Source organism: Streptomyces sp. NPDC034103 (assembly GCF_055575395.1).
The window spans coordinates 123,132-145,831 of sequence record NZ_JBVISS010000002.1; the positions used below are offsets into that span (position 1 = coordinate 123,132).

Sequence of the window (22,700 nt, forward strand, 5' to 3'; positions counted from 1 at the left end):
TCACGACCCGTGCGCCTGAACCGCCGGTGCGCCGAAAGGGAGAACACGTCGTGCCGCATGTGCTGACCCTCTGGCGTCAACAGCTGGGCGCCGTACCGGAGTCGGTGTGGGACCGGACCGACGTCGAGGTGCTGATCCTGGCCGACAACGGGCTCACGGAACTGCCGCCGGAGATCGGACGGCTGAGCCGGCTGACCACGCTGGATCTGGGACACAACCACCTCTCGGCCGTGCCGGCGGCACTCGGGCAGCTGACCGGCCTCGACGGCTGTCTCTACCTGCACGACAACGAGTTGACCGAGATCCCGGAGACCCTGGGCGACCTGACCCGGCTGCGCTACCTCAACATCGGCGAGAACAGGCTGACCGCCCTGCCGGACAGCCTGGGACGCATGACCGGACTGATCGAACTGCGGGCCCAGCACAACCGGTTGACCGAACTGCCGCACAGCGTCGGCGACCTCCCCGCCCTGCGCGAGCTCTGGCTGCGGGGCAACGCGCTGCGGAGCCTCCCGGCGACGATGGCCGGCCTGCACGAGCTGCGCCACCTCGACCTGCGCGAGAACGCCCTCCGTGAACTGCCGGAGTTCCTGACCACCTTGCCCCGCCTCGGCCGGCTCGACCTGCGGAGCAACGGACTCACCCGACTGCCGGAACACGTACTGCACATGCCTGCCCTGGAAAGGCTGGACCTGCGCTGGAACCCGTTGGAGCCCCCGGCCCCACTGCTCGCCGAGCTGGAACGGCGAGGGTGCTTCGTTCTCGTATAACGGGTTGGTGAGCGCAGAGAGGGCTTCCCGGAGGCGCCGCGGCAGACTCAGCCGGTCGGCGCTTACAGGTCCTGGGCAGGCAGCCTGCCGTCGGCGGCACGCGCGGGCGCAGGACGTGTCAGGTCAGGTTGAGTCCGCCGTCCAGGATGATGACCTCGCCGGTGAGGTAGGTGCTGGCGATGACCGAGGCCACGAGCCCTGCGACGTCCGAGGGCTGGGCGGGCCGGCCCATGGGGGCCCGGTCGCGCCACAGGGCGTGGGCGTGCGTCCAGTCCTCGGTCATGGGGGTGTCGACCAGACCCGGGGCGATGGCGTTGACGCGTACGTCGGGGGCGAGGGCGGCCGCGAGGAGACGGGTGACGTGGTTGAGCGCGGCCTTGCTCGCCGCGTAGGGCACCGAGGAACCCTTGGGACGCACCCCGGCGTGGCTGGTGATGTTGACGACGCTGCCACCGCCGGGGGACCGGCGCAGTGCGGGGAGCGCGGCCGTGCAGAGCACCCAGGGGGCGATCAGGTTGACCTCCAGCACCTGCCGCCACTCCGCGGGGGTCGCGGCGGCCAGGTCGTCGTGCGGGATGGGCCGGCTGATCCCGGCGTTGTTGACCAGCACGTCCAGCCGGCCGCAGTGGTCCAGGGCCTGCTCGACCAGGGCGCGGGCCTCGTCCTCGACCTCCAGGTCGGCCCGCACGTACACCCCGTCGAGCTCCGCCGCCAGCGCCCGGCCCGCGTCCGCGCTGCGCCGCGAATGCACGACGACCCGCATGCCGTCCGCCGCCAGCCGCCGCGCTACGGCCTCCCCGATGCCCGAGGTGGAACCGGTGACCAGGGCGACGGGGCGATCCGTGGATCCAGTGCTGCTCATGTCCCCGGATCCTGCCATGTTGATCAACACCGGGGACAGCCGGCTCCTGCGGATGCGGATGCGGACGTGGACGTGGACCCCGAGGCCCGTAGTGCGCTGGTCCTGGGTGGGGTGGGGCCGTCGAGTGTGGCGGGACGGCACGACCAGTGCGCCCGGCCGGGGTTCACTCCCGACGACCGCCGACGGTGACTATGCCGGTGATCTTCGAGCTGGTGGCGTTGTCGTAGACGACGTCACCGCCGGACTTCTTCCAGATCCTGAGGCGGAAGCCGTCCGGGGAATCGGTGGCGGTCACGCGGAAGGCGTAACCGCCGGTGCCGTTGACGGTGCCGGAGCCCTGGTAGACCGCCTGGGAGCCGGTCACCACGAGCCAGTCGGAGCCGGTGGAGCGGAACTTCAGTTTCGCCGGGGCGAAGTCGAAGGTCAGCTGACCGAGGGGAACGGTGCCCCATGTCGAGTAGAAGGCGGTGAAGAAGAAGCCGGCCGTGCCGGTCAGGGCCGGCTTGGCGGGGAAGGCGCCGGCCGGCGAGGTGAGCAGACCGGTGCCGAACGCGGGTCCGGCGGCGCGGTCGTAGACGATCAGCTCGGGCAGCGTGCGGCTGTCGGAGGCGCCCTCGTCGTCGGTGAGGGTGATCACCGGGTGCCGAATGCCCGCCTTGCGGAAGGTGTGTTCGGCGCGGCAGCCGTTGGCGGTGACGGTCCCGGCGCTGGGCTCGGTGCCGTCCTTCCAGTCGACCGCGCAGGTGTGGGTGTCCCGGGTGCCCGGGTCGGTGAACCCGGCGGTGACGACCGCCGCCTTGCCGACGGACACCGGCGACTTGGGACCGGCGGCGGAGGTGATGGCCGGCGCCGCGTCGGTGACCTCGACGGTGGTCGTGTCGCTGCTGCGGCCGCCGGTCAGGGTCATCTCGAAGGTGCCGTCGTCGGCGCAGGTGACCGTGGTGCTCGCGGACCCGGCGTCGGCGAAGGTGCAGGGTGCCCCCTCCTCGGCCGTCCACGTGGCCTTGCCCGCGCCGGAGAGCGTGCCGTTCAGCCGGATCGCGTCGCCCTCGGTGCCCTTGGTGTCGGGGCCGGCGTGCACGATGGACACCGGGCCGACGCCGGTCAGCGTCGGCACGACCTTCTTGATCAGACCGTCCGCGGCGAACTCCAGCTTGTCGATGGTGGTTTCGCGGTGGGTGCCGTCACCGCCGGGGATCGCGAAGCGGTGGTAGGCGACGTACCAGTCGTCGGTGCCCGGCACCCGGACGATCGAGTGGTGGCCGGGACCCTTGATCCCGAGGGAGAGGTCCTTCTCCAGGATCACGCCCCGCTTGGTCCACGGGCCGGTGGGCGAGGGGCCGGTGGCGTAGGCGACACGGTAGTTGGGGTCGCGGGTGTCGTTCTCCGACCATGTGAGGTAGTAGGTGCCCTGGCGCTTGATGACGAAGGTGCCCTCGTTGTAGCCGCTGGGGGTGATGTCCTTCATCCTGGTGAGGTCCAGCGAGGTCATGTCGCCGTTCAGCGGGGCCACGTAGGCGTGGCCGTTGCCCCAGTAGAGGTACGACTGGCCGTCGTCGTCGTTGAACACCGCCGGGTCGATCATCTGGCCGCTGAACTGGCCCGCCTTGAGCAGCGGTTGACCCAGCGCGTCCTTGAACGGGCCCGTCGGCGAGTCGGAGACCGCGACACCGATGTTGGCGTCGGCACAGAAGTAGAAGTAGTACCTGCCGTCCTTCTCGGCGATCGTGGGCGCCCAGGCCCTGCTGTCGGCCCAGGAGACGTCGGGGCCGAGGTCGAGGATGACGCCGTGGTCCTTCCAGTGGACCAGGTCGGTGGAGGAGTACGCCTTGAACTGCGTGCCGCTCCAGCCCTCGAAGCCGTCGGTGGTCGGGTAGAGGTAGAAGGTGTCGCCGAACCGCACGATGTTCGGGTCGGCGTTGAGACCCGGCAGCACCGGGCTCCTCATGACGAGCGCCGACACCGTCCAGGTGCGCTTCTTGCCGTCCGACCCGGTCACCTCGTACGTCACCGGCTCGCTGAAGTCGTGCACGCTGCCGGAGGCGGGGCTGATCGCCGCGCCGTGGGCGAGGGTGAACTCCGGTGCCAGGGAGGTGAGATCGGTGCCCTCGGCGAGCGGCAGGGTGACCTTGCCCGCGGCGGCGTCGACGATCGCGTCGACCTTCAGGTCCGGGTGCGTGGCCTTGGCGATGCCCGTGGTGTTGCCGCTGAGCTCCATCACCTCCGAGGCCGACAAGGCGCGGTCGTAGACGCGGAAGTCGTCGACCTCGCCGCCGAAGTAGGGGTCGGAGGAGTACAGGGAGCGGCCGATGTAGCCGCTGTGGTCCTTGTTCGCGTCGTACAGGTCGGACGGCCTGATGGTGGTCGTGGTGCGGGCCGCCTCGAGGCCGTCGACGTAGAGGACCATCGTGCCGGTCGACCCGTCGAGGGTGACGGTGACGTGCTCCCACTGGCCCGGCGTGAGCTGTGCGCCGCCCGTCAGCTTGGACTCCGCGGACCAACTCGCCTTGGTGATGGCGGAGTAGAGCGTGGAGCCACCGTTGGAGGGGGTGGCGAACAGGTACTTGTCGCTGTCGGGGCCGAGCCCGAACAGCCACTGGAAGCTGCTGCCACCCTTCCACTTGGCGTACGTCGAGACGGTGACGCTGTCGACGTCCTTCAGCACGCCGTTCGGGATCTTCACGTACGGCGAGTCCGAGGCGCCGGACATGGCGAGCGAGCCGCCGTGCACACCGGTGCCGAAGGCGGGCGTACGGACGTAGGTGCCGTGGTAGCCGTGTCCGCTGGTGTCCCGGGCGATGTTGCCGCCGGTCTCGTCGAAGTCGTACTCCAGCAGCAGGTCGGCCGGAACGTCCGGGCCCTCCTCGGAGACGGTGACCTCGGCCTGGACGGGGATCGCGGCGCCTTCGGGCAGGGTGCCGGTGACCGTGAAGACTCCGGCCCGGGCGTACGCGGATGCCGGTACGTCCGCCCAGTCGACGGAGACGGGGCGCTTGACGCCGTCGGCGTACTCGGCGATCACCGTGGCCGGCAGGACCGGCGCCTGGCCGATCCTGGTCTCCACCGAGATGTCCTCGACGCCGCTCACGAACTGGTCGGGCTGGTAGGCGCGCAGCAGTCGGTCGTACTCGGCCTGCGTGACCGGCAGGACCGTGCCGTGGCGCGGCTTGGACGGCAGGTCGTAGCCGGTGGACGGCGTCCAGGTGCCGGAGTCGAGGTCGGTCGTCTCGAAGGGGATGTAGCCGCGCCCGCCGAACTCGTCCAGGAACGCGTACCACTTGTCCTCGGTGTTGGACTTGAAGACCAGCGGCCCCTCGGCCGCGTTCATCGCGCCCTTGCCGATGCCCTCCGCGACCGCCGTCCACGACGGGGCGAGGATCGAGTCGCTCTTCTCCTCGAAGATGAACTTGCTGTTGGGCGTGGAGGAGGTGTTGTTGCGCTCGTCCTTCGACAGACGGTAGTAGGTGCCGTCGTGCTGGATCATCGTGGAGTCGATGACCGAGTAGCCGCGGTCGATCCAGACCTTGGGCTCGCTGAAGGTGTAGAAGTCACGGGTGGTGGCGTACATCATGCGGTTGTACGTGTCGCCCGAGTGCGCCTCGTTGTCGTACAGCTTCGACGCCCAGAAGACCACGTACGCGCCGAGCTTCGCGTCGTAGAAGGCCTCCGGTGCCCAGGTGTTGCCCGCGCTGTCGGGGGAGACCTTCACCAGCCGCTGGTTCGTCCAGTGCACCAGGTCGGTGGACTCCCAGACCATGATGGACTTGCTCCCGGTGCGCTGGGAGGCGTCCCAGTCGCCGTTGCCGTAGATCCTGAGGTCGGTGGCGATCTGGTAGAACTTGTCGCCCTCGGGGGAGCGGATGATGAACGGGTCGCGCAGGCCCTTCTCGCCGAGCGTGGAGGTCAGGACGGGCTTGCCGTCGTTCAACTCCCGCCACTTCAGCGGGTCGTTGCCCTTGCTGAGGGCGGCGTAGAGCTGTTCGCCGTCCGAGGTGCCCTCGCCGGTGAAGTAGCTGAACATGTAGCCCTTGAGGGCTTCCTGCCGCGGGAGTTCGGGAACCTTCGCGGTGAAGGACCGGCTCGTCGTCGCGGTGCCCTTGGTGACGGTGGCGGTCAGCTCGACGGTGGCGGCGCCGTCGCCGTGCGCGGGGCGGTGGACGACGCCGGCGGCGGTGATGACGTCCGGGTCCGCGGAGGCCCAGGAGACGTCCGTGCCGTAGTCGCCGCTCGCGGGGAGGGTGAGGTTGCCGCGGACGTCGTCGAGGTTGTGGACGGTGAGGGCGTCGGCGGCCCGCTCGGTGGCGGTCCGGTCGTCGAAGGCGGCCTTGACCGTGACGTCGAAGGACTTGGTGTCGGTCACGGTGCCCTTCTTCAGGGTCGCCGTGAGCGTGACGTGGGCGTCCGGTTCACCGGCGGCGGGCCGGGTCACCTCTCCGGCGTCGGTCACCACGTCGGTGTCGTCGCTGGCCCAGGTCAGGGCGGAGCCGCCCGCGGTGCCGGTGCTCGGCAGGTCCAGGTCGGCGGTCACGGCGCTGGTGTCGCCGAGGCTCAGCGCGGCCTTGTCGTCGACGACACCCTGGGTGGCCACGGGGCGGGAGAGCAGCTCCACCTCGTCGGCGTTCAGGGCGCGGTCGTAGACGCGGAAGTCGCGCATGCGGCCCTTGAAGAGCTTGTCACCGGAGTAGACCGACCTGCCCAGGTAGTTGGCGGTCGTGGTGCCGGAGCCGATGGCGCCCGGGGTGGTGGTGACCGCGGTGTTGCGGCCGACCTCCACGCCGTCCTCGTACAGCACGCCGGTGTTCCCGGTCTGGGTGTAGGTGAGGTGCTTCCAGACCGCGCGGGTGAGGTTGTGGGAGTCGGCGGGCTTGGTGGTCTGCTCCGTGGACCAGTTGCCGGTCGCGATGGAGGTACGCAGCGAGTTGCCGGTGGTGAAGAGGTAGCCGTTGCCGTTGCCGCCGCTGGAGTTGCCGAAGCCGTAGATGAAGTACGGCGTGCTCTGCGTCGCGTCGATCAGGACGTCCGAGGAGACGGTGATCGAGGCCATGCCCTTCATGACGTCGTTCGGCGCCTTGACGTAGGTGTCGGAGCCGTTGAAGACGAGCCCCTGACCGGCGTCGGACCAGTCGGCGGTGCCGACCACCGTGCCGTCGCGCCCGTGGCCGGAGGCGTCGGTGACCGTGCTGCCGGAGGAGCCGTCGAGTTTGTACCAGAGGGCCAGTCCGTCGGTGACGTCGGCGGTGCCCGCCGCCTGCGCGGGGAGGACGGGCGCGAGGAGGCCCAGGAACAGCGACGCGACGGTCAGGCCGGCGAGTCGGCCCGCCCGGCGTCTCGCGCGGGTGCGCGGACGTGCGAAGTACGTCATGTGGGGATTCCCTGCTGAGGCATGGCTGACGGGGGGAGGGACGGCATGGGGGAGCAGGCCGGCGACGACGGGGGTGTCCGCGGCCGTGGACACCTCGCGTTTCGGCTGTGTGACGTCGTGTTGCGAGAGTGTCAAACGGGGTGTGGGGCAGCGTCAAGAGTTTTCGAACCATGTCCGACAGGTCGAACGGCTTTGTCTCCTGGTCAACGGCCGGGGCGCGGCGCCCCGTTGCCGGGCCGTCGCGCCGTGGACCGGCCGCACCCCTACCGGTGCTCCTCCTGCCCCAGCTGCCGCCGGCGCTCCTCGCGGTGGAGGAACCGGCTCATCGGGTCCGCGGCCGACTGCTCCCCCGTGTCCGGGGCGCCCCCGGTGAGGGCCGGGAAGGGCTGGGTGTCCTCCAGGGGATAGGGAGAGATGGTGCTCGCCTCGACGGGCACGTCGGTCGACGCCGCGTACGTGATCGTGTGCGGCAGCATGATCAACGACGTCGTGCCCGACTGCGCGCCCGAAGGCCGCAGTTGCACCCGGATGCCGTGCCGGTCGGAGAGGCGGCCGACCACGAACAGGCCCATCTGGCGGGAGATGTCGGCGTCGACGGTCGGGGGATGGGCCAGCTTGTGGTTGATGGCCGCGAAGTCCTCCGCCGTCAGACCGATACCGCTGTCGTGGATCTCCACCATGACCCGTCCATCAGGCAGCCGGCCCGCGGTGACGTACACCCTGGTCTGCGGTGAGGAGAACGCGGTGGCGTTCTCCAGGAGTTCGGCCACCAGATGCACGAGGTCGCTCACGGCCCCGCCGTGGATCTCGGCGTCCGGGATCCCGGTCAGCTCGATGCGCTCGTACTGCTCCACCTCCGAGGCGGCGGCGCGCAGCACGTCGACCAGGGCGAGCTGCTGCATGCCGTGGTGGTTGGACTCCTCACCGGCCAGGACCAGGAGGTTCTCGCCGTTGCGGCGCATCCGGGTCGCCAGATGGTCCAGGCGGAAGAGGTTCTGCAGCTGGTCCGGATCGGCCTCGTTGTTCTCCAGGTCGGTGATCAGGGCCAGTTGGCCCTCGACGAGGGACTGGCTGCGGCGCGAGAGGTTGGTGAAGATGACGTTGATGTTGCCCCGCAGCGCCGCCTGCTCGGCGGCGAGCCGGACGGCCTCCCGGTGGACCTGGTCGAAGGCGCGGGCGACCTCGCCGATCTCGTCGGTCGAGGTGATGGGGATCGGCGCCACCTGCGTGTCGACGCGTCCGGGAGTGGCCCGGTTGAGCTGGGCGAGCAGGGCCGGCAGCCGCTGCTCGGCGATCTGGAACGCCGAGCCCCGCAGCACGCTCATCCGGCTGCTCATCGAACGCGCCACACTGGCGGCGATCAGGAACGCGGCCAGCGCCGCGCCGAGGACGACGGCCGACAGGACGATGGCGTCCCGGCGCGCGCTGTCGGCGATGTCCTCGGCGTTGGCGAGCGCGGTGTCGCTCAGATAGACCTCGACCTGCCGGTAGGCGTCGAAGGACAGAGTGGAGGCGCCGAAGAAGGAGTCGGTGGTGATGCCCTGCTCGGCAAGGTCCGCGGCGGACTTCCCCGACGCGATCTCGCTGATCATCGTCGTCATGCTCGGCGGGACGACGTACTCCTCACCGGCCTCCTCGGCCCGCACGGCCGCCGCGGCGACCCGCCGTTCGCCCTTGGTCCTGGCCTCGGCCAACGCCTTCTTCAGCCGCGCCGTGTCCTGACCGGTCGCGGCGCCGTCGAACTCCACCAGCGCGACCCGCTGGAGATAGGCGTACGAGCGGAACGAGGCCAGCTGGGAGGCGAGTTCACCCTTCTTGAGCGAGTCGCGGTCCTCGGCCAGGATGTGGGTGCCGATGGCCCGGGTCAGTGACTCGGCGGCCTGGGTCAGGGAGATGGCGTACAGGGCCCGGCCGAAGCTCGCCTGGTTGCTGCTGCCGAAGCCGAGTTCGTTGGAGAGCTCCATCAGCGGGTGCTGGATGAGGTGATACCGCTCCTCGGTCCGCACACCCGGCAGAGCGGACGTGAACGCGGCCTTGCGGATGCCGGCGAGCTGCTTGCCCCCGCTCTGCACGACGGCCACCCTCCTGAGCAGACGCGCGGTCTGCGGCATCCGCCCGACCGCTTTGTCGAAGGCCGCCCGGTCCTCGTCGGTGACCTTGCGGGCCTCGGCCACGACGTCGGAGTCGGTGTCGCCCTTGAGCAACGGGACGACCGAGAGATCGCGCTCGTTGATCGCGTCGCTGGCGTACTTGTTCGCCGTCTGCACCAGCTCCGCGACCCGGACCGCGTCGTCGGCGCTCTGCCAGGTGTCCACGGCGCGCGACACCCGGAAGCCGCCGAGCACGAGCGTGACGAGGACGGGGATGAGGAGGATGGCCCGCAGTCGACGGGCCACCCGCCAGTTGCGGGTGAAGGACCAGCGCCCCGAAGCCGCCGCCTCGGGCGCCGCTCGCCTTGCTTTCCTCACGTGACTACCGACCTCTCGACGGCGGTACGGCCATGTCGGGCCGATCAAGGCCCTTCTGAAGCGTTACGGAGAACGAGCACTCCGTGTTCAGGTCATGACAGAAACGGAGCGGGTTGAGCTGCCCGGCAGGGCGGCGAACCGAGGTTCAGCGGCTCAGTGGCCCTACAGTTCAGCGGCCCTGCGGCTCAGGGGCCCCGCGGCAAAGGGGCCCCGCGGCAAAGGGGCAGCGCGGCAGCGTGGCACCGCGCTTCGCCGCCACCACCGCGGGCCGCCTATGTTGAGCCCATGACGAGCCCGCATCACCCGCTCCTCTCCGGCCTGGGACGCAACCCCGCGGCCCCCGACCACGTCCTCCAACGGCTGGCCGCCCACAAGGCCGGCCGGCACGGAATGGCGCTGCGCGGCGGGCGCTTGGCGGACGTCGTGGTCGAGGCGCTGCTGGCCCACGGCGACGACGGCGTGGTCGGACTGCGCGCCGACCGGATCTCCCCGGCCATGCGCCGCAGGATCGCCGAGCATCCCGACCCGGCGGTCCGGGACGCCCGCGCGGACTTCGTGCGCCATCTCGTGGACCGTCAAGTGACCGTCGTCCTGGGTGACGTGGAGGAGGCGTACGGCCGACCTCGTGCCGCACTGGCCGGCGATCCGGATCCGAAGGTGCGCGCCGCGGTCGCGGACGCCTGGTACGACCGGCCGATGGCCGTACAGCGGGAACTGCTCGCGGACCCGGATCCGCTGGTGCGGGAGGCCGCCACCCGGCACAGGGACCCGGACATCCCGGCGGACTGGCGGGAGCGCTGTCTCGCCGACCCCGCGATGCGCGCCAACGTGGCCCGCCGCGTCCCGCTCACCTGGGACCAGTTCACCCGGCTCATGGACGTCGTAGACGAGGACCTCCATCAGGCCGTCGCCGCGAACCCGTACCTCTCCGCCGCCATGGTGGCCCGACTCCTGAACGTCGAGGACCCGATGGTCGTGGCCGCGGTGGCGCAGAGCCGCCACGTCGACGCAGCCACCCGTGACCGGCTCTACGCGTTTCTCGAAGCCCGGCGTGCCGAGGGCAGTGTCGCGGCCAACGTGGCGCTGACCTGGGACTTCACGGAACCGGACTGGCTGCGCGAGGCACCTTTGGACGAACGGCTGACCTATCTGGACTGCCCGTACGCGAAGTTCCGGCGTGTGCTCGCGGGCTGCCGCGACCTGCCCGAGGAGGCGTGGCGGCGCCTGGACCAGGACCCCGATCTGGGTGTCCGCCGTACCGCCGCCCGCCGCCCGGACGCGCCCCCGGCGGTCCTGGAGCGGTTGGTCCGCGCCCATGGCGAGGTCTTCCACATCCGGCCGCTGCTCGTCGAGCACCCCAACTTCCCTCGCCAGGCGCTGCGCACCTTCGTCGACGAGCCGGACGCGCACGTGCGTTACGTCGCCCTGCAGGACCCCGACCTGCCCGTACCGGCCCTCCGGCGGCTGGCCGAGGATGCGGACCCGTTCCTGCGCAGCGGTGTCGGCCGCCACCCCAACATCACCGAGGATCTGCTGGAGCGGCTGCTGGCGGACCCGGCCCCCCAGGTCGCCGACGACACCGCCGCCAATCCGGCCCTCAGCCTCGACCGAATGGAGCGCATCCTCGCGGACGCCGGCCTGTGACCAGGTGACGGTCCAGCTCGACGAGGTGGAGAAGGCCTTCGAGCGGATGCACGCCGGCGACGTCCTGCGCTCGGTGGCGGTGTTCTGATGACCGCGTGTATCGAACGCCTCGTCACCTCCGGGCAGTTCAGCCTGGACGGCGGCACCTGGGACGTCGACAACAACGTGCTGGCGCTGCACGCCGGCACGGTCGCCCACACCGGGCCCGAGGACACGGCCACGATCGCCGCCGAGGCCCCGCACCTTCCGGACGGGATCGACCGGGGTCACTGACCGGCCCTCCCGGCCACCGTCACGAGGCGCCTGATCCGCCTGTTTCCGCAGGTGGTTCGGGTGCTTGCAGCTGCCTGGCGGTGGCCCGGCCGGGCGGTGCGAACGAGGCCTGGGGACGCCTTGACAACGCTTCGGAGCCGCCCCCAGACTGACGTTGCGGCCACCGCAATCCGTTTCGCTATACGCACCGAGGTGTCATGATGATTCCCGCGTGCCGTCTCGCGGACCTTCCGCGAGGCGAGGCTCTCAGGCTCGACATCGACCCGCCCGTATCGGTGTTCCACACCGATGACGGCGAGGTCTTGGCGATCGACGACACCTGCACCCACCAGGACGCCTCGCTCGCCGACGGCTGGCTGGAGGGTTGCGAGGTGGAATGCCCGCTGCACGCCTCGAAGTTCGACCTGAGGACCGGCGCCGTCGACGCCCCGCCGGCGAAGCTCCCCGTCCGGACGCACGAGGTCGTCGTCGAGGACGGCATGATCTACGTCCGGGTGTCCACGGACGCCCCCAATCTGCCGCCGTGCGTGGCCGCCCGGCTCGCGGGCGGTCCCGCGTGAGGACCGTGGCCGTCGTAGGCGCCTCGCTGGCCGGTCTGTCGGCGGCGCGCTGCCTGCGCAAGCAGGGCTACGACGGTCGGCTCGTCGTCATCGGCGACGAGACCCACCGGCCCTACGACCGGCCGCCGCTGTCCAAGGAGTTCCTCGCCGGCACCCTCGGCGAGGCGGACCTCGCGCTGGAGACGGACGGCGAGGATCTGCGGGCGGAATGGCTGCTCGGCACCCGGGCCACCGCACTGGACGGCGCCGAGCGCACTGTCCGCCTCGCCGACGGCCGAGAGGTCCGTGCCGACGGTGTGGTCATCGCGACCGGCGCCGCCGCGCGCACGCTGCCGGGCGGCGAGGGGCTCGCCGGAGTGCACACCCTGCGCACCCTGGACGACGCCCGCGCCCTGCGCGACGAACTGGCCCGCGGTGGACGGCTGGTGGTGATCGGCGGCGGCTTCATCGGCGCCGAGGTCGCCTCCACGGCGTGCGCCCTCGGACTCGACGTGACGGTCGTCGAGGTCGCCCGGACACCGCTCGCCGGACCGCTCGGCGAGACCATGGGCGCCGTCGTCGCCGCGCTTCACGCGGACCACGGCGTACGGCTGTTGTGCGGTGTGGGTGTCAAAGGGCTGAGCGGTGAGCGGCGGGTGCACGCCGTGCTCCTGGAGGACGGGCGCAGCGTCCCGGCCGACATCGTCGTCGTCGGCGTGGGCGCGAACCCGTGCGTGGAGTGGCTCGCGGGCTCCGGCGTCGAGCTCGACAACGGCGTCAAGTGCGGTGCCGACGGCCGCACCAGCCTCGCCGGAGTGGTCGCGGTCGGCGACTGCGCCAACTGGTACGACCCCCGTGCCGGTGCCCACCGTCGCGTCGAGCACTGGACCGGTGCCCTGGAACGTCCCGCCGCCGCCGTCGCCGCGCTGCTGGCGGGCGGCGCGGGGGAGCCGGGGGTGCCCCGGCCGCCGTACTTCTGGTCCGACCAGTACGGCGTGAAGATCCAGCTCGCCGGTCACGTCGCCGACGCCGACCGCGTGACCGTGGAGGAGGGCGCCGTGGACGGCCGTGACGTCCTGGCCGTCTACCGCCGTGCCGGACAGCCGGTCGCCGTGCTCGGGATGAACCAGCCCCGGCTGTTCACCCGTTGGCGCAAGCAGCTCGCCGCCGCGCCGTCCTGACCCGCACCCGACGCCGCGGCCCGCCGCGGTGCCGCCACCCGCGGCACGCCGTCCGAAGTCGCTCTTCCCGGTACGTGAACGACCCCTCAACGACGTTTCCCGAGGAGTGCCCCGTGACCTCGCCCAGCCTTCCGGACAGCCTGATCGCCACTCTCCCCGGCTCCTCCTACACCGATCCCGGGGTCTTCGCCCAGGAGCAGGAGCGCATCTTCGAGACCATGTGGTTCTGCGTCGCCCGCGCCTCCGAGCTGGCGAGGCCCGGCGCCTTCCGGACCGTCGACGTGGGCCGCGAGAGCATCCTGGTCACCCGCGCCCGCGACCACTCGATTCGGGCGTACCTCAACGTCTGCCGGCACCGCGGCGCCCAGCTGTGCACCGAGCGGGCCGGCGAGGTCAAACGGGCCTTCCAGTGCCCCTATCACGCCTGGACCTACGGCCTGGACGGCAAGCTCGTCGCGGCGCCCAACCTCACCAAGATGCCCGACGTCGACCGCACCGAGTACGGCCTGGCCGGCGTCGCCGTACGCGAATGGCTCGGCTATGTGTGGGTGTGCCTCGCGGAGAACCCGCCCTCCTTCGAGGAGGACGTGCTGGGAGAGGTGGCGGGCCGCCTCGGGGACGTCGAGTCGATCGAGCGCTACGACATCGACAACCTCTCGGTCGGCAGGCGGATCACGTACGACGTGAAGGCCAACTGGAAGCTCATCGTCGAGAACTTCATGGAGTGCTACCACTGCGCCACGATCCACCCCGAACTCACCGAGGTGCTCCCCGAGTTCGCCGACGGCTACGCCGCCCAGTACTACGTCGGCCACGGCGCCGAGTTCGGCGAGGGCGTCCAGGGCTTCACCGTCGACGGCTCGGCGGGCCTGGACCGCATCCCTGGGGTGGCTGAGGACCAGGACCGCCGCTACTACGCGATCACCGTCAAACCGCAGGTGTTCATCAACCTCGTGCCCGACCACGTCATCTTCCACCGCATGTACCCGGTGGCCGTCGACCGCACGATCGTCGAGTGCGACTGGCTGTATCTCCCGCACGTCGTGGACAGCGGCAAGGACGTCAGCCGGTCCGTGGAACTGTTCGACCGCGTCAACCGCCAGGACTTCGAGGCGTGCGAGCGTACCCAGCCCGGCATGAGCTCCCGGCTGTATGCCAAGGGGGGCGTGCTGGTGCCCAGCGAGCACCACATCGGCGCCTTCCACGACTGGGTGAACGAGCGACTGGGCGGCGCCCAGGGCCGGTTCAGCCCAGGTAGCCCATGCGGTGGCTGATCTCCTCGGCGCCCTTGAGCAGCACCGGGGCGAGTTCGTGCAGCCGCTCCTCGGTGAAGCGGTAGGAGGGCCCGGAGGCGCTCAGCGCGGCGACGACCTTGCCGTCCCGGTCGCGGATCGGGGCGGCCATGGCGTGCAGGCCGATCTCCAACTCCTCGATGGTGTAGGCGTAACCGCGCTCGCGGGCCTCGGCGAGGTTCTTCTCCAGCTTGGTCTTCGCGGTGATGGTGTGCGGGGTGACCTTCTTCGTCCCGGTCTCCGTCAGCAGCGCGGCGCGCTGCTTGGCGGGCAGGTGCGCCAGCAGGATCTTGCCGCTGGACGTGGCGTGCAGCGGGGTCAGCTGGCCGACCCAGTTGTGCGCGGTGACGGCGCCCGGGCCGCGCACCTGGTGCAGGTTGATCGCGTAGTGCTCCTGCATGACGGCGATGTTCACCGTCTCGCCGATCTCCCCGGCGAGGCGCTCGCAGACCGGGCGGCCCTGCTGGGTGATGTCGATGCGTCCGGTGACCGCGCCCGCGAGCCGGACGATGCCGAAGCCGAGCCGGTACTTGCCGCGCTCGCCCGCCTGCTCCACCAGACCGCGTGCCTCCAAGGCGCCGAGCAGCCGGAACGCGGTGGACTTGTGAACGTCGATCTCGGCGGCCACCTCGCTGACGCCCGCCTCGCCACGCTGGGCGAGGATCTCCAGGACGCTGATGGCGCGGTCGACCGACTGCACTCCGCCGGACGGCGAAGTCGACGTTTCGGTGTCTTGGCTGTGGTTGCTCACAGCAAAACTATACGCGTAGTAAACAACGCGACGGCCAGCGACACCGCCGAAACGAAGACCTGTCAAGTTGCGCGTTTCGCAACCTGGTGCGTATAGCGGGACCGGTATTAGCATGCCTCGCATATCTCCGGCGCGAGTGAGACGAGGGACCATGGCTCCTCTGCACTACGACTTCGTCATCGTCGGCGGTGGGTCGGCCGGCAGCGCACTGGCGAACCGACTCTCCGCGGACCGGGCCAACCGGGTCCTGGTCCTGGAGGCCGGCCGCTCCGACTATCCGTGGGACGTCTTCATTCACATGCCCGCGGCGCTGACCTACCCGATCGGCAACCGCTTCTACGACTGGAAGTACGAGTCAGAGCCCGAGCCCCACATGGGCGGCCGGCGCGTCTACCACGCCCGCGGCAAGGTGCTCGGCGGCTCCAGCAGCATCAACGGCATGATCTTCCAGCGCGGCAACCCCATGGACTACGAGCGCTGGGCGGCCGACCCCGGCATGGAGCGCTGGGACTACGCGCACTGCCTGCCCTACTTCCGGCGGATGGAGAACTGTCTCGCGGCCGACCCCGACGACGAGTTCCGCGGCCACGACGGCCCCCTCGTCCTGGAGCGCGGCCCCGCCACCAACCCGCTCTTCACCGCCTTCCAGAAGGCCACCGAGGAGGCCGGCCACGCCCCCACCGACGACGTCAACGGCTACCGGCAGGAGGGCTTCGCCAAGTTCGACCGCAACGTCCACCGGGGTCGGCGCCTGTCCGCGTCCAAGGCCTACCTCAAACCCGCGATGAAGCGGCCGAACCTCACCGTCACCACCCGCGCCCTGGTCACCCGCGTCCTGTTCGAGGGCAAGCGCGCCGTCGGCGTCGAGTACCGGCGCGGTCGCGGCGCCCCGCGGCGAGTGCGCGCCACGGAGGTCATCCTCTGTGGCGGCGCCATCAACTCCCCCCAGTTGCTTCAGCTTTCCGGCATCGGCAACGCCAAGGAGCTCGGCGCGCTCGGCATCGACGTCGTGCACGACCTGCCGGGCGTCGGCGAGAACATGCAGGACCACCTCGAGGTCTACGTCCAGCACGCCTGCAAGAAGCCCGTCTCCATGCAGCCGTACATGGCCAAGTGGCGCGCGCCCTTCATCGGGCTGCAATGGCTCTTCCGCAAGGGGCCCGCCGCCACCAACCACTTCGAGGCAGGCGGCTTCGCCCGCAGCAACGACGAGGTGGACTACCCCAACCTGATGTTCCACTTCCTGCCGGTGGCGGTCCGCTACGACGGCTCCTCGCCGGCCGGCGGCCACGGCTACCAGGTGCACGTGGGCCCCATGTACTCCGACGCCATCGGCTCGGTGAAGATCAGGAGCAGGGACCCGCGCCAACACCCCGCGCTGCGCTTCAACTACCTCTCCACCGAACAGGACCGCCGCGAGTGGGTCGAGGCGATCCGGGTCGCCCGCAGAATCCTCAACCAGCCCGCGCTCGCCCCGTACAACGGCGGGGAACTCTCGCCCGGCCCGCGGGTGGAGAGCGACGAGGAGATCCTGGCCTGGGTCGCGAAGGAGGGCGAGACCGCCCTGCACCCGTCCTGCACCTGCAAGATGGGCACCGACGACATGGCCGTCGTCGACCCGGCCGACCTGCGGGTGCACGGGCTCCAGGGCCTGCGCGTGGTGGACGCCTCGGTCATGCCCTACGTCACCAACGGCAACATCTACGCACCGGTGATGATGATCGCCGAGAAGGCCGCCGACCTGATCCTCGGCAAGGAGCCGCTCGCGCCGTCGACGGCCGCGTACTACCGCCACCGCGACGCCCGACAGGCCGGGTAGCCCGGAGGACGCCGAGCCGGGTGCGGGCCCGAATCGGTAACGCAGGGTTTTCACACCCGCGTTCGGATCGGAGACGTCGAAGTGGACCCTCATGAAGAAGCGGCCCGCCTCTTGACGCAGGTCCGTGGCGTTCGCCATGGTGTTCCACCACAAGCAAAACAATGCATGATGCGCAACGCATTCCGGCTGAAGGGCTCGGCGCGTGGCAGATCTGTACGTGGGTGGCGCGTGGCGGGATCCGGTCGCCGGAGGGCGCCGGGAGATCCGCTGCCCCGCGGACGGCACGCTGAGCGCGACCGTATCGGAAGGAACCCGCGCCGACACCGAGGCGGCGATCGCCGCCGCCCGCCGCGCCTTCGACGAGGGCCCCTGGCCGAGCACCCCCGAACGGACGCGCGGCGCACTGCTGTTGCGCACCGCCGACCTGATCGAGCGCGACGCCAAGGACTTCGCCCGCGCCGAGTCGCTGGACACCGGCAAGCGGCTGGTGGAGAGCGAGTACGACATCGCCGACGTCGTCGCCTGCCTGCGCCACTACGGCGGACTCGGCGGCACCGACGCGGGACGCGTCATCGACACCGGCCGGGACGACGCCGTCAGCCGCGTCGTGTACGAACCCGTCGGTGTGTGCGCGCTGATCACCCCCTGGAACTACCCTCTGCTGCAAGCCAGTTGGAAGGTCGCCCCGGCCCTCCTCGCCGGCAACACGGTCGTGCTGAAACCCAGCGAACTCACCCCCTCCACCTCGATCCTGCTGATGCGGGCGTTGGAGGAGGCCGGACTGCCCGCGGGCGCCGCCAACCTCGTCCTGGGCACCGGCCCCGAGGTGGGCGCCCCGCTCGCCGAGCACCCCGACGTCGACATGGTCTCCTTCACCGGCGGCCTGGAGACCGGCAGACGCATCATGGCGAGCGCCGCCGTGACCGTGAAGAAGGTCGCGCTGGAACTCGGCGGCAAGAACCCCAACGTCGTGTTCGCCGACGCCGACTTCGAGACGGCCGTGGACTTCGCCCTCACGGCCGTCTTCCTGCACTCCGGGCAGGTCTGCTCGGCCGGCGCCCGGCTGATCGTCCAGGACTCGCTCCACGACGCCTTCGTCGACGAGGTCGTCCGCCGCGCCCAACTGATCCGCCTCGGCGGCCCCTTCGACCCCGAGGCCGACACCGGCGCCCTGATATCCGCCGGGCACCTGGCGAAGGTGGAGGCCTATGTCGCGGCGGGGACCGCGGAGGGCGCCGTCCTGCGCTGCGGCGGCGAACGCCCCACCGAACCCGCCCTCGCGGACGGCCACTACTACCCGCCGACCGTGCTCGACGAGTGCCGGCAGGACATGCGCGTGGTGCACGAGGAGTCCTTCGGCCCCGTGCTCACCGTGGAGCGCTTCACCGACGAGGACGACGCCGTACGCATCGCCAACGACACCGAGTACGGACTCGCCGGGGCCGTGTGGACCCAGGACGCGGGCAGGGCCCAGCGGGTCGCCCGGCGGCTCCGGCACGGCACGGTGTGGATCAACGACTACCACCCCTATGTGCCGCAGGCGGAATGGGGTGGCTTCGGGCATTCGGGCGTGGGCCGGGAGCTGGGACCGACCGGCCTCGGGGAGTACCGCGAACCCAAGCACATCTGGCAGAACATCCAACCCCGGCCGCAGCACTGGTTCCGCGGCTGAACGCCGAAGAGAGGTCGCTCGTGACCCCACCACAGACCGAGATGCCGCAGCGGCGCGGCACGCCCCAGGACGCGGACGGCACGCCGGTCATCTCCGTGCGCGGGCTGTGGAAGGTGTTCGGGCCCAAGGCCGAGAGGGTGCCGGAGTCGGAGGAACTGTGCGGGCTGACCCGCCGTGAACTGATGGACCGCACCGGTTGCACCGCCGCCGTGCGCGACGTGGACTTCGACGTCCGCCAGGGCGAGGTGTTCGTCGTCATGGGGCTGTCCGGCTCCGGCAAGTCCACGCTGGTGCGATGTCTGACCCGGCTGATCGAACCCACCGCCGGCGAGATCGTGTTCGAGGGCGAGAACATCCGCGAGGCGGACGCCAGACGCCTGCGCGAGCTGCGCCGCAGCAAGTTCTCCATGGTCTTCCAGCACTTCGGGCTGCTGCCGCACCGCCGGGTCGTCGACAACGTCGCCTTCGGGCTGGAGATCCGCGGCATGAGCCGCGCCGAGCGCGGCAAACGGGCCCTGGAGGTCGTGGAGTTGGTGGGCCTGGCCGGCTACGAGAACTCCTACCCCGACCAGCTCTCCGGCGGTATGCAGCAACGCGTTGGCCTGGCCCGTGCGCTGGCCGGCGACCCGGACGTGCTCTTCTTCGACGAGCCGTTCTCCGCGCTCGACCCGTTGATCCGCCGCGACATGCAGAACGAGGTCATCCGCCTGCACCACGAGGTCGGCAAGACCATGGTGTTCATCACCCACGACCTCTCCGAGGCCCTCAAGCTGGGCGACCGCATCCTCATCATGCGCGACGGCAGGACGGTCCAGTGCGGCACCGGCGACGAGCTGGTCGGGGCCCCCGCCGACGACTACGTCCGCGAGTTCGTCAAGGACGTCCCCCGCGGCGACGTGCTCACCCTGCGCTGGATCATGCGCCCGCCGGCGGACGGCGACGCGCTGGACGGCCCCGAGCTGGGCCCCGACGTCGTGGTGAAGGAGGCCACCCGCGCCGTCCTCGCGGCCGACAGGCCGGTCAAGGTCGTCGAGGACGGCAAGCTGCTGGGCATCGTCGGAGACGAGGAGATCCTCGCGGTGGTCGCCGGGGAGGGCGGCGCGTGATGGCCGTCGCGCTGGAGAAGGCGGCGTCGCCGGCGGGCGTACGGCGGATCAGCCGGCGCGCGGTGGTGGCGGCGATCCTGGTCGCCTGGCTGGTGCTCTTCGCCCTCCTGCGCGGCAGGCAGACGCTGACCCTGGCCGCGGCCGACCTCACCGACCTGCACCGGTGGTTCAACGACGTCAACGACTCCATCGGCGCGAACCGCGACTCCAACCCGCTCTTCCTGTACTTCTTCAACGAGATCCGGCTGGCCATCGACACCCTGGTCACCTTCGTCCAGGATCTGATCTCCCAGCCCGCCGCAGGTCGCCCCGTGCCGCAGATCGGCTGGCTCGGCGTCGTCGGGATCGTCGGCTACGTCTCCTGGGCCGTGGGCAACTGGCGGGTCGCCCTGCTGGCCGTCGCGGGCTTCACCTTCCTCGGCCTGCAAGGCCTGTGGCAGGAGAGCATGGACACCCTCGCGCTCACCCTCTCCGCGGTCCTGGTGGCGCTGCTGTTCGCGATCCCGCTGGGTGTGTGGGCGGGGCTGTCCGACCGGGTGGACCGGATCATGACGCCCTTCCTGGACTTCATGCAGACGATGCCGACCTTCGTCTACCTCGCCCCGCTGACCCTGTTCTTCCTCATCGGCGGCGCCTCCGCGACCATCGCCACCGTCATCTACGCCGCCCCGCCCGCGATCCGCATCACCGCGCACGCCATCCGGACCGTGCCCGAGGCCACCGTCGAGGCCGCCGACTCCCTGGGCGCGACTCGGCGGCAGACGCTGACGAAGGTCCTGCTGCCGATGTCCAAACGGACCGTGGTGATGGGCGTCAACCAGTCGATCATGGCGGCCCTCGCCATGGTGACCATCGCGGCCCTCATCGACGCGCCCGGTCTCGGCAAGACCGTCATCCAGGCCCTGCAGTCGCTCGACGTGGGCACCGCCTTCAACGCGGGCCTCGCCATCGTCGTCATGGCGATCGTCCTGGACCGGGTCACGACGGCGGCCGGCGCCCGCCAGGACACGGCCCGGCACGCGGGTGGCCGGCCGCTGCGGTGGCGGCGTCCGCTGCTGGGCGCGGGCGGTGTCGTCGCGGCGGTCCTCCTCTACCTGTCGCACACCTATTTGTGGGCGGCCGAGTTCCCCGGGGAGGGCGACCTCGGCAGCTCCCTCGCGAGCGGGGCCGACACCGCGACCACCTGGACGCAGGACCACCTGTCGGGCCTGACCAACGCCTTCCGCGACGCCCTCACCAACGGCCTGCTCAACCCGTTCCAGTCCCTGCTCACCGACTCGCCGTGGTGGCTCGTCGCGGCGGTGCTGATCGGGCTCGGCACGGTCCTCGGCGGTTGGCGCGCCGGCGTCACCACGGCGGTCTGTGCGGGCCTGCTCGTCGGCACCGGCCTCTGGTCGGACGCCATGACGACGATGGCCTCGACGTTGGTGGCGACCGTGCTGGTCATGGTGCTCGGCGTGGTCGTCGGGGTGTGGATGGGGCGCAGCGTGCTCGCCGACCGGCTGGTGCGGCCCACCCTGGACGCCGCGCAGGTCATGCCGCCGTTCGTCTACCTGGTGCCGTTCCTGGCGCTGTTCGGCGCGACCCGGTTCACGGCCATCGTCGCCGCGGTCGTCTACGCGGCCCCGGTCGCCATCAAGATCATCGCGGACGGGGTGCGGTCGGTACCGGCGGCCACCGTCGAGGCGGCCACGTCCGCGGGCTGCACCACCTGGCAGATCATCACCAAGGTCCAGCTGCCGATGGCCCGCAGCGCCCTGACGCTCGCCACCAACCAGGGCCTGATCTACGTGCTGTCGATGGTGGTGGTGGGCGGCCTGGTCGGCGCGGGCGCCCTCGGCTACGACGTCGTGGCCGGCTTCTCGCAGGGCCAGCTGTACGGGAAGGGCCTGGCGGCGGGCCTCGCCATCGTCCTTCTCGGCGTCATGTTCGACCGGATCACTCAGGCAGCGGCGCGACGCGTGAGCGCCTAAAGGAGCACTGACCATGGCAACACACATACGACGGTGGAGAGTCGGCGCGGCCGGCACAGCGGTCCTCGCCCTCGCCCTGACCGCCTGCGGCGGCGCGAAGGTCGGTGACAGCTCGTCGGACGCGGGCAGCTCGGGCGCGTGCGGCACCTTCAACCTGGCCGTCAACCCGTGGGTGGGCTACGAGGCCAACGCGGCGGTCATCGCCTACGTCGCGGAACACGACCTCGCCTGCGAGGTCACGAAGAAGGACCTGAAGGAAGAGATCGCCTGGCAGGGCTTCGGGACGGGCGAGGTCGACGCCGTCGTGGAGAACTGGGGTCATGAGGACCTGAAGAAGAAGTACATCACCGGCCAGAAGACCGCCGTCGACGCCGGCCCCACCGGCAACGAGGGGCTCATCGGCTGGTACGTGCCGCCGTGGCTGGCCGAGGCGCACCCCGACATCCTCGACTGGAAGAACCTCGACAGGTACGCGGCCGAGTTCAAGACCTCGGAGTCCGGCGGCAAGGGCCAACTCCTCGACGGCGACCCGTCGTTCGTCACCAATGACGAGGCGCTGGTGAAGAACCTCCAGCTGGACTACAAGGTGGTGTACGCGGGCAGCGAGACCGCGCTCATCCAGGCCTTCCGCAAGGCGCAGAAGGACAAGGAGTGGGTGATCGGCTACTTCTACGAGCCGCAGTGGTTCATGTCCGAGGTGCCGCTGAAGAAGGTCAAGCTGCCCGACTACAAGGCGGGTTGTGACGCGGACGCCGAGAAGATCGCCTGCGACTACCCGGTCTACAAGCTGGACAAGGTCGTCAGCGCGAAGTTCGCCAAGTCGGGCAGCCCGGCCTACGGCCTGGTCAAGAACTTCACCTGGAGCAACGACGACCAGAACACCGTGGCGAAGTACATCGCGGTGGACAAGATGACGCCCGAGGCGGCGGCCAAGAAGTGGGTCGAGGCCAACCGCGCCAAGGTCGACGCCTGGCTCAAGCAGGCCTAG

14 protein-coding genes and 1 pseudogene are annotated in these 22,700 nt (G+C 70.5%); 11 read left to right on the forward strand and 4 right to left on the reverse strand.

Annotated elements, in window-relative coordinates:
* Positions 1-50: 50 nt before the first annotated feature.
* Positions 51-770: a leucine-rich repeat domain-containing protein gene (locus ACZ56U_RS03670; protein WP_469082388.1), complete on the forward strand. Its 720-nt coding sequence runs from the start codon at positions 51-53 to the stop codon at positions 768-770.
* A gap of 118 nt (positions 771-888) precedes the next feature.
* Here ACZ56U_RS03670 and ACZ56U_RS03675 read toward each other — a convergent pair whose 3' ends face one another.
* The 3 genes from ACZ56U_RS03675 to ACZ56U_RS03685 all read right to left on the reverse strand — a co-directional run bounded on the left by ACZ56U_RS03675 (position 889) and on the right by ACZ56U_RS03685 (position 9,462).
* On the reverse strand, positions 889-1,632 hold the full coding sequence (locus ACZ56U_RS03675) for an SDR family NAD(P)-dependent oxidoreductase (protein WP_469082389.1): 744 nt from the start codon (positions 1,630-1,632) through the stop codon (positions 889-891).
* A gap of 163 nt (positions 1,633-1,795) precedes the next feature.
* On the reverse strand, positions 1,796-6,994 hold the full coding sequence (locus tag ACZ56U_RS03680) for a family 43 glycosylhydrolase (protein ID WP_469082390.1): 5,199 nt from the start codon (positions 6,992-6,994) through the stop codon (positions 1,796-1,798).
* Between the two features lie 263 nt (positions 6,995-7,257).
* Positions 7,258-9,462, reverse strand: coding sequence for a sensor histidine kinase (locus ACZ56U_RS03685; protein WP_469082391.1), 2,205 nt, complete (start codon positions 9,460-9,462; stop codon positions 7,258-7,260).
* A gap of 285 nt (positions 9,463-9,747) precedes the next feature.
* On the opposite strand from ACZ56U_RS03685, the gene ACZ56U_RS03690 reads away from it, so the two are divergent.
* The 5 genes and pseudogenes from ACZ56U_RS03690 (at position 9,748) to ACZ56U_RS03710 (ending at position 14,373) form a co-directional block, all read left to right on the forward strand.
* On the forward strand, positions 9,748-11,106 hold the full coding sequence (locus ACZ56U_RS03690) for a hypothetical protein (RefSeq protein ID WP_469082392.1): 1,359 nt from the start codon (positions 9,748-9,750) through the stop codon (positions 11,104-11,106).
* Between the two features lie 87 nt (positions 11,107-11,193).
* A pseudogene (locus ACZ56U_RS03695) lies at positions 11,194-11,278 on the forward strand (MBL fold metallo-hydrolase); the annotation flags it as partial.
* A 298-nt stretch (positions 11,279-11,576) separates the two neighbouring features.
* On the forward strand, positions 11,577-11,939 hold the full coding sequence (locus ACZ56U_RS03700) for a bifunctional 3-phenylpropionate/cinnamic acid dioxygenase ferredoxin subunit (RefSeq protein WP_469082393.1): 363 nt from the start codon (positions 11,577-11,579) through the stop codon (positions 11,937-11,939).
* Complete coding sequence (locus ACZ56U_RS03705) at positions 11,936-13,099, forward strand: NAD(P)/FAD-dependent oxidoreductase (RefSeq protein ID WP_469082394.1); 1,164 nt, start codon at positions 11,936-11,938, stop codon at positions 13,097-13,099. Before ACZ56U_RS03700 ends, ACZ56U_RS03705 begins: the two co-directional genes overlap by 4 nt.
* A gap of 113 nt (positions 13,100-13,212) precedes the next feature.
* Positions 13,213-14,373, forward strand: coding sequence for an aromatic ring-hydroxylating oxygenase subunit alpha (locus ACZ56U_RS03710; protein WP_469082395.1), 1,161 nt, complete (start codon positions 13,213-13,215; stop codon positions 14,371-14,373).
* Here ACZ56U_RS03710 and ACZ56U_RS03715 read toward each other — a convergent pair.
* Positions 14,345-15,091, reverse strand: a complete 747-nt coding sequence (locus ACZ56U_RS03715) for an IclR family transcriptional regulator (RefSeq protein ID WP_469082838.1) — start codon at positions 15,089-15,091, stop codon at positions 14,345-14,347. The genes ACZ56U_RS03710 and ACZ56U_RS03715 overlap by 29 nt on opposite strands.
* Positions 15,092-15,293: 202 nt before the next feature.
* Here ACZ56U_RS03715 and betA point away from each other — a divergent pair, with 202 nt between their 5' ends.
* The 5 genes from betA to ACZ56U_RS03740 all read left to right on the forward strand — a co-directional run bounded on the left by betA (position 15,294) and on the right by ACZ56U_RS03740 (position 22,700).
* On the forward strand, positions 15,294-16,961 hold the full coding sequence (gene betA / locus ACZ56U_RS03720) for a choline dehydrogenase (protein WP_469082396.1): 1,668 nt from the start codon (positions 15,294-15,296) through the stop codon (positions 16,959-16,961).
* Positions 16,962-17,163: 202 nt separating this feature from the next.
* A complete protein-coding gene (locus ACZ56U_RS03725) occupies positions 17,164-18,633 on the forward strand; it encodes an aldehyde dehydrogenase family protein (RefSeq protein WP_469082397.1) in 1,470 nt (489 codons plus the stop codon).
* Positions 18,634-18,653: 20 nt separating this feature from the next.
* A complete protein-coding gene (locus ACZ56U_RS03730; RefSeq protein ID WP_469082398.1) occupies positions 18,654-19,739 on the forward strand; it encodes a quaternary amine ABC transporter ATP-binding protein in 1,086 nt (361 codons plus the stop codon).
* Positions 19,739-21,712 carry an ABC transporter permease gene (locus ACZ56U_RS03735; protein WP_469082399.1) on the forward strand — a complete coding sequence of 658 codons (1,974 nt, stop codon included), beginning with the start codon at positions 19,739-19,741 and terminating at the stop codon, positions 21,710-21,712. Before ACZ56U_RS03730 ends, ACZ56U_RS03735 begins: the two co-directional genes overlap by 1 nt.
* Before the next feature lie 13 nt (positions 21,713-21,725).
* A complete protein-coding gene (locus tag ACZ56U_RS03740; protein ID WP_469082400.1) occupies positions 21,726-22,700 on the forward strand; it encodes an ABC transporter substrate-binding protein in 975 nt (324 codons plus the stop codon).

What these genes read in the sequence shown, in the direction of transcription:
- ACZ56U_RS03740 (WP_469082400.1), top strand. Translation starts at nt 21,726, where the DNA reads ATGGCAACACACATACGACGGTGGAGAGTCGGCGCGGCCGGCACAGCG.
- ACZ56U_RS03675 (WP_469082389.1), bottom strand. Translation starts at nt 1,632, where the DNA reads ATGAGCAGCACTGGATCCACGGATCGCCCCGTCGCCCTGGTCACCGGT.
- ACZ56U_RS03700 (WP_469082393.1), top strand. Translation starts at nt 11,577, where the DNA reads ATGATGATTCCCGCGTGCCGTCTCGCGGACCTTCCGCGAGGCGAGGCT.
- ACZ56U_RS03690 (WP_469082392.1), top strand. Translation starts at nt 9,748, where the DNA reads ATGACGAGCCCGCATCACCCGCTCCTCTCCGGCCTGGGACGCAACCCC.
- ACZ56U_RS03680 (WP_469082390.1), bottom strand. Translation starts at nt 6,994, where the DNA reads ATGACGTACTTCGCACGTCCGCGCACCCGCGCGAGACGCCGGGCGGGC.
- betA (WP_469082396.1), top strand. Translation starts at nt 15,294, where the DNA reads ATGGCTCCTCTGCACTACGACTTCGTCATCGTCGGCGGTGGGTCGGCC.
- ACZ56U_RS03735 (WP_469082399.1), top strand. Translation starts at nt 19,739, where the DNA reads ATGGCCGTCGCGCTGGAGAAGGCGGCGTCGCCGGCGGGCGTACGGCGG.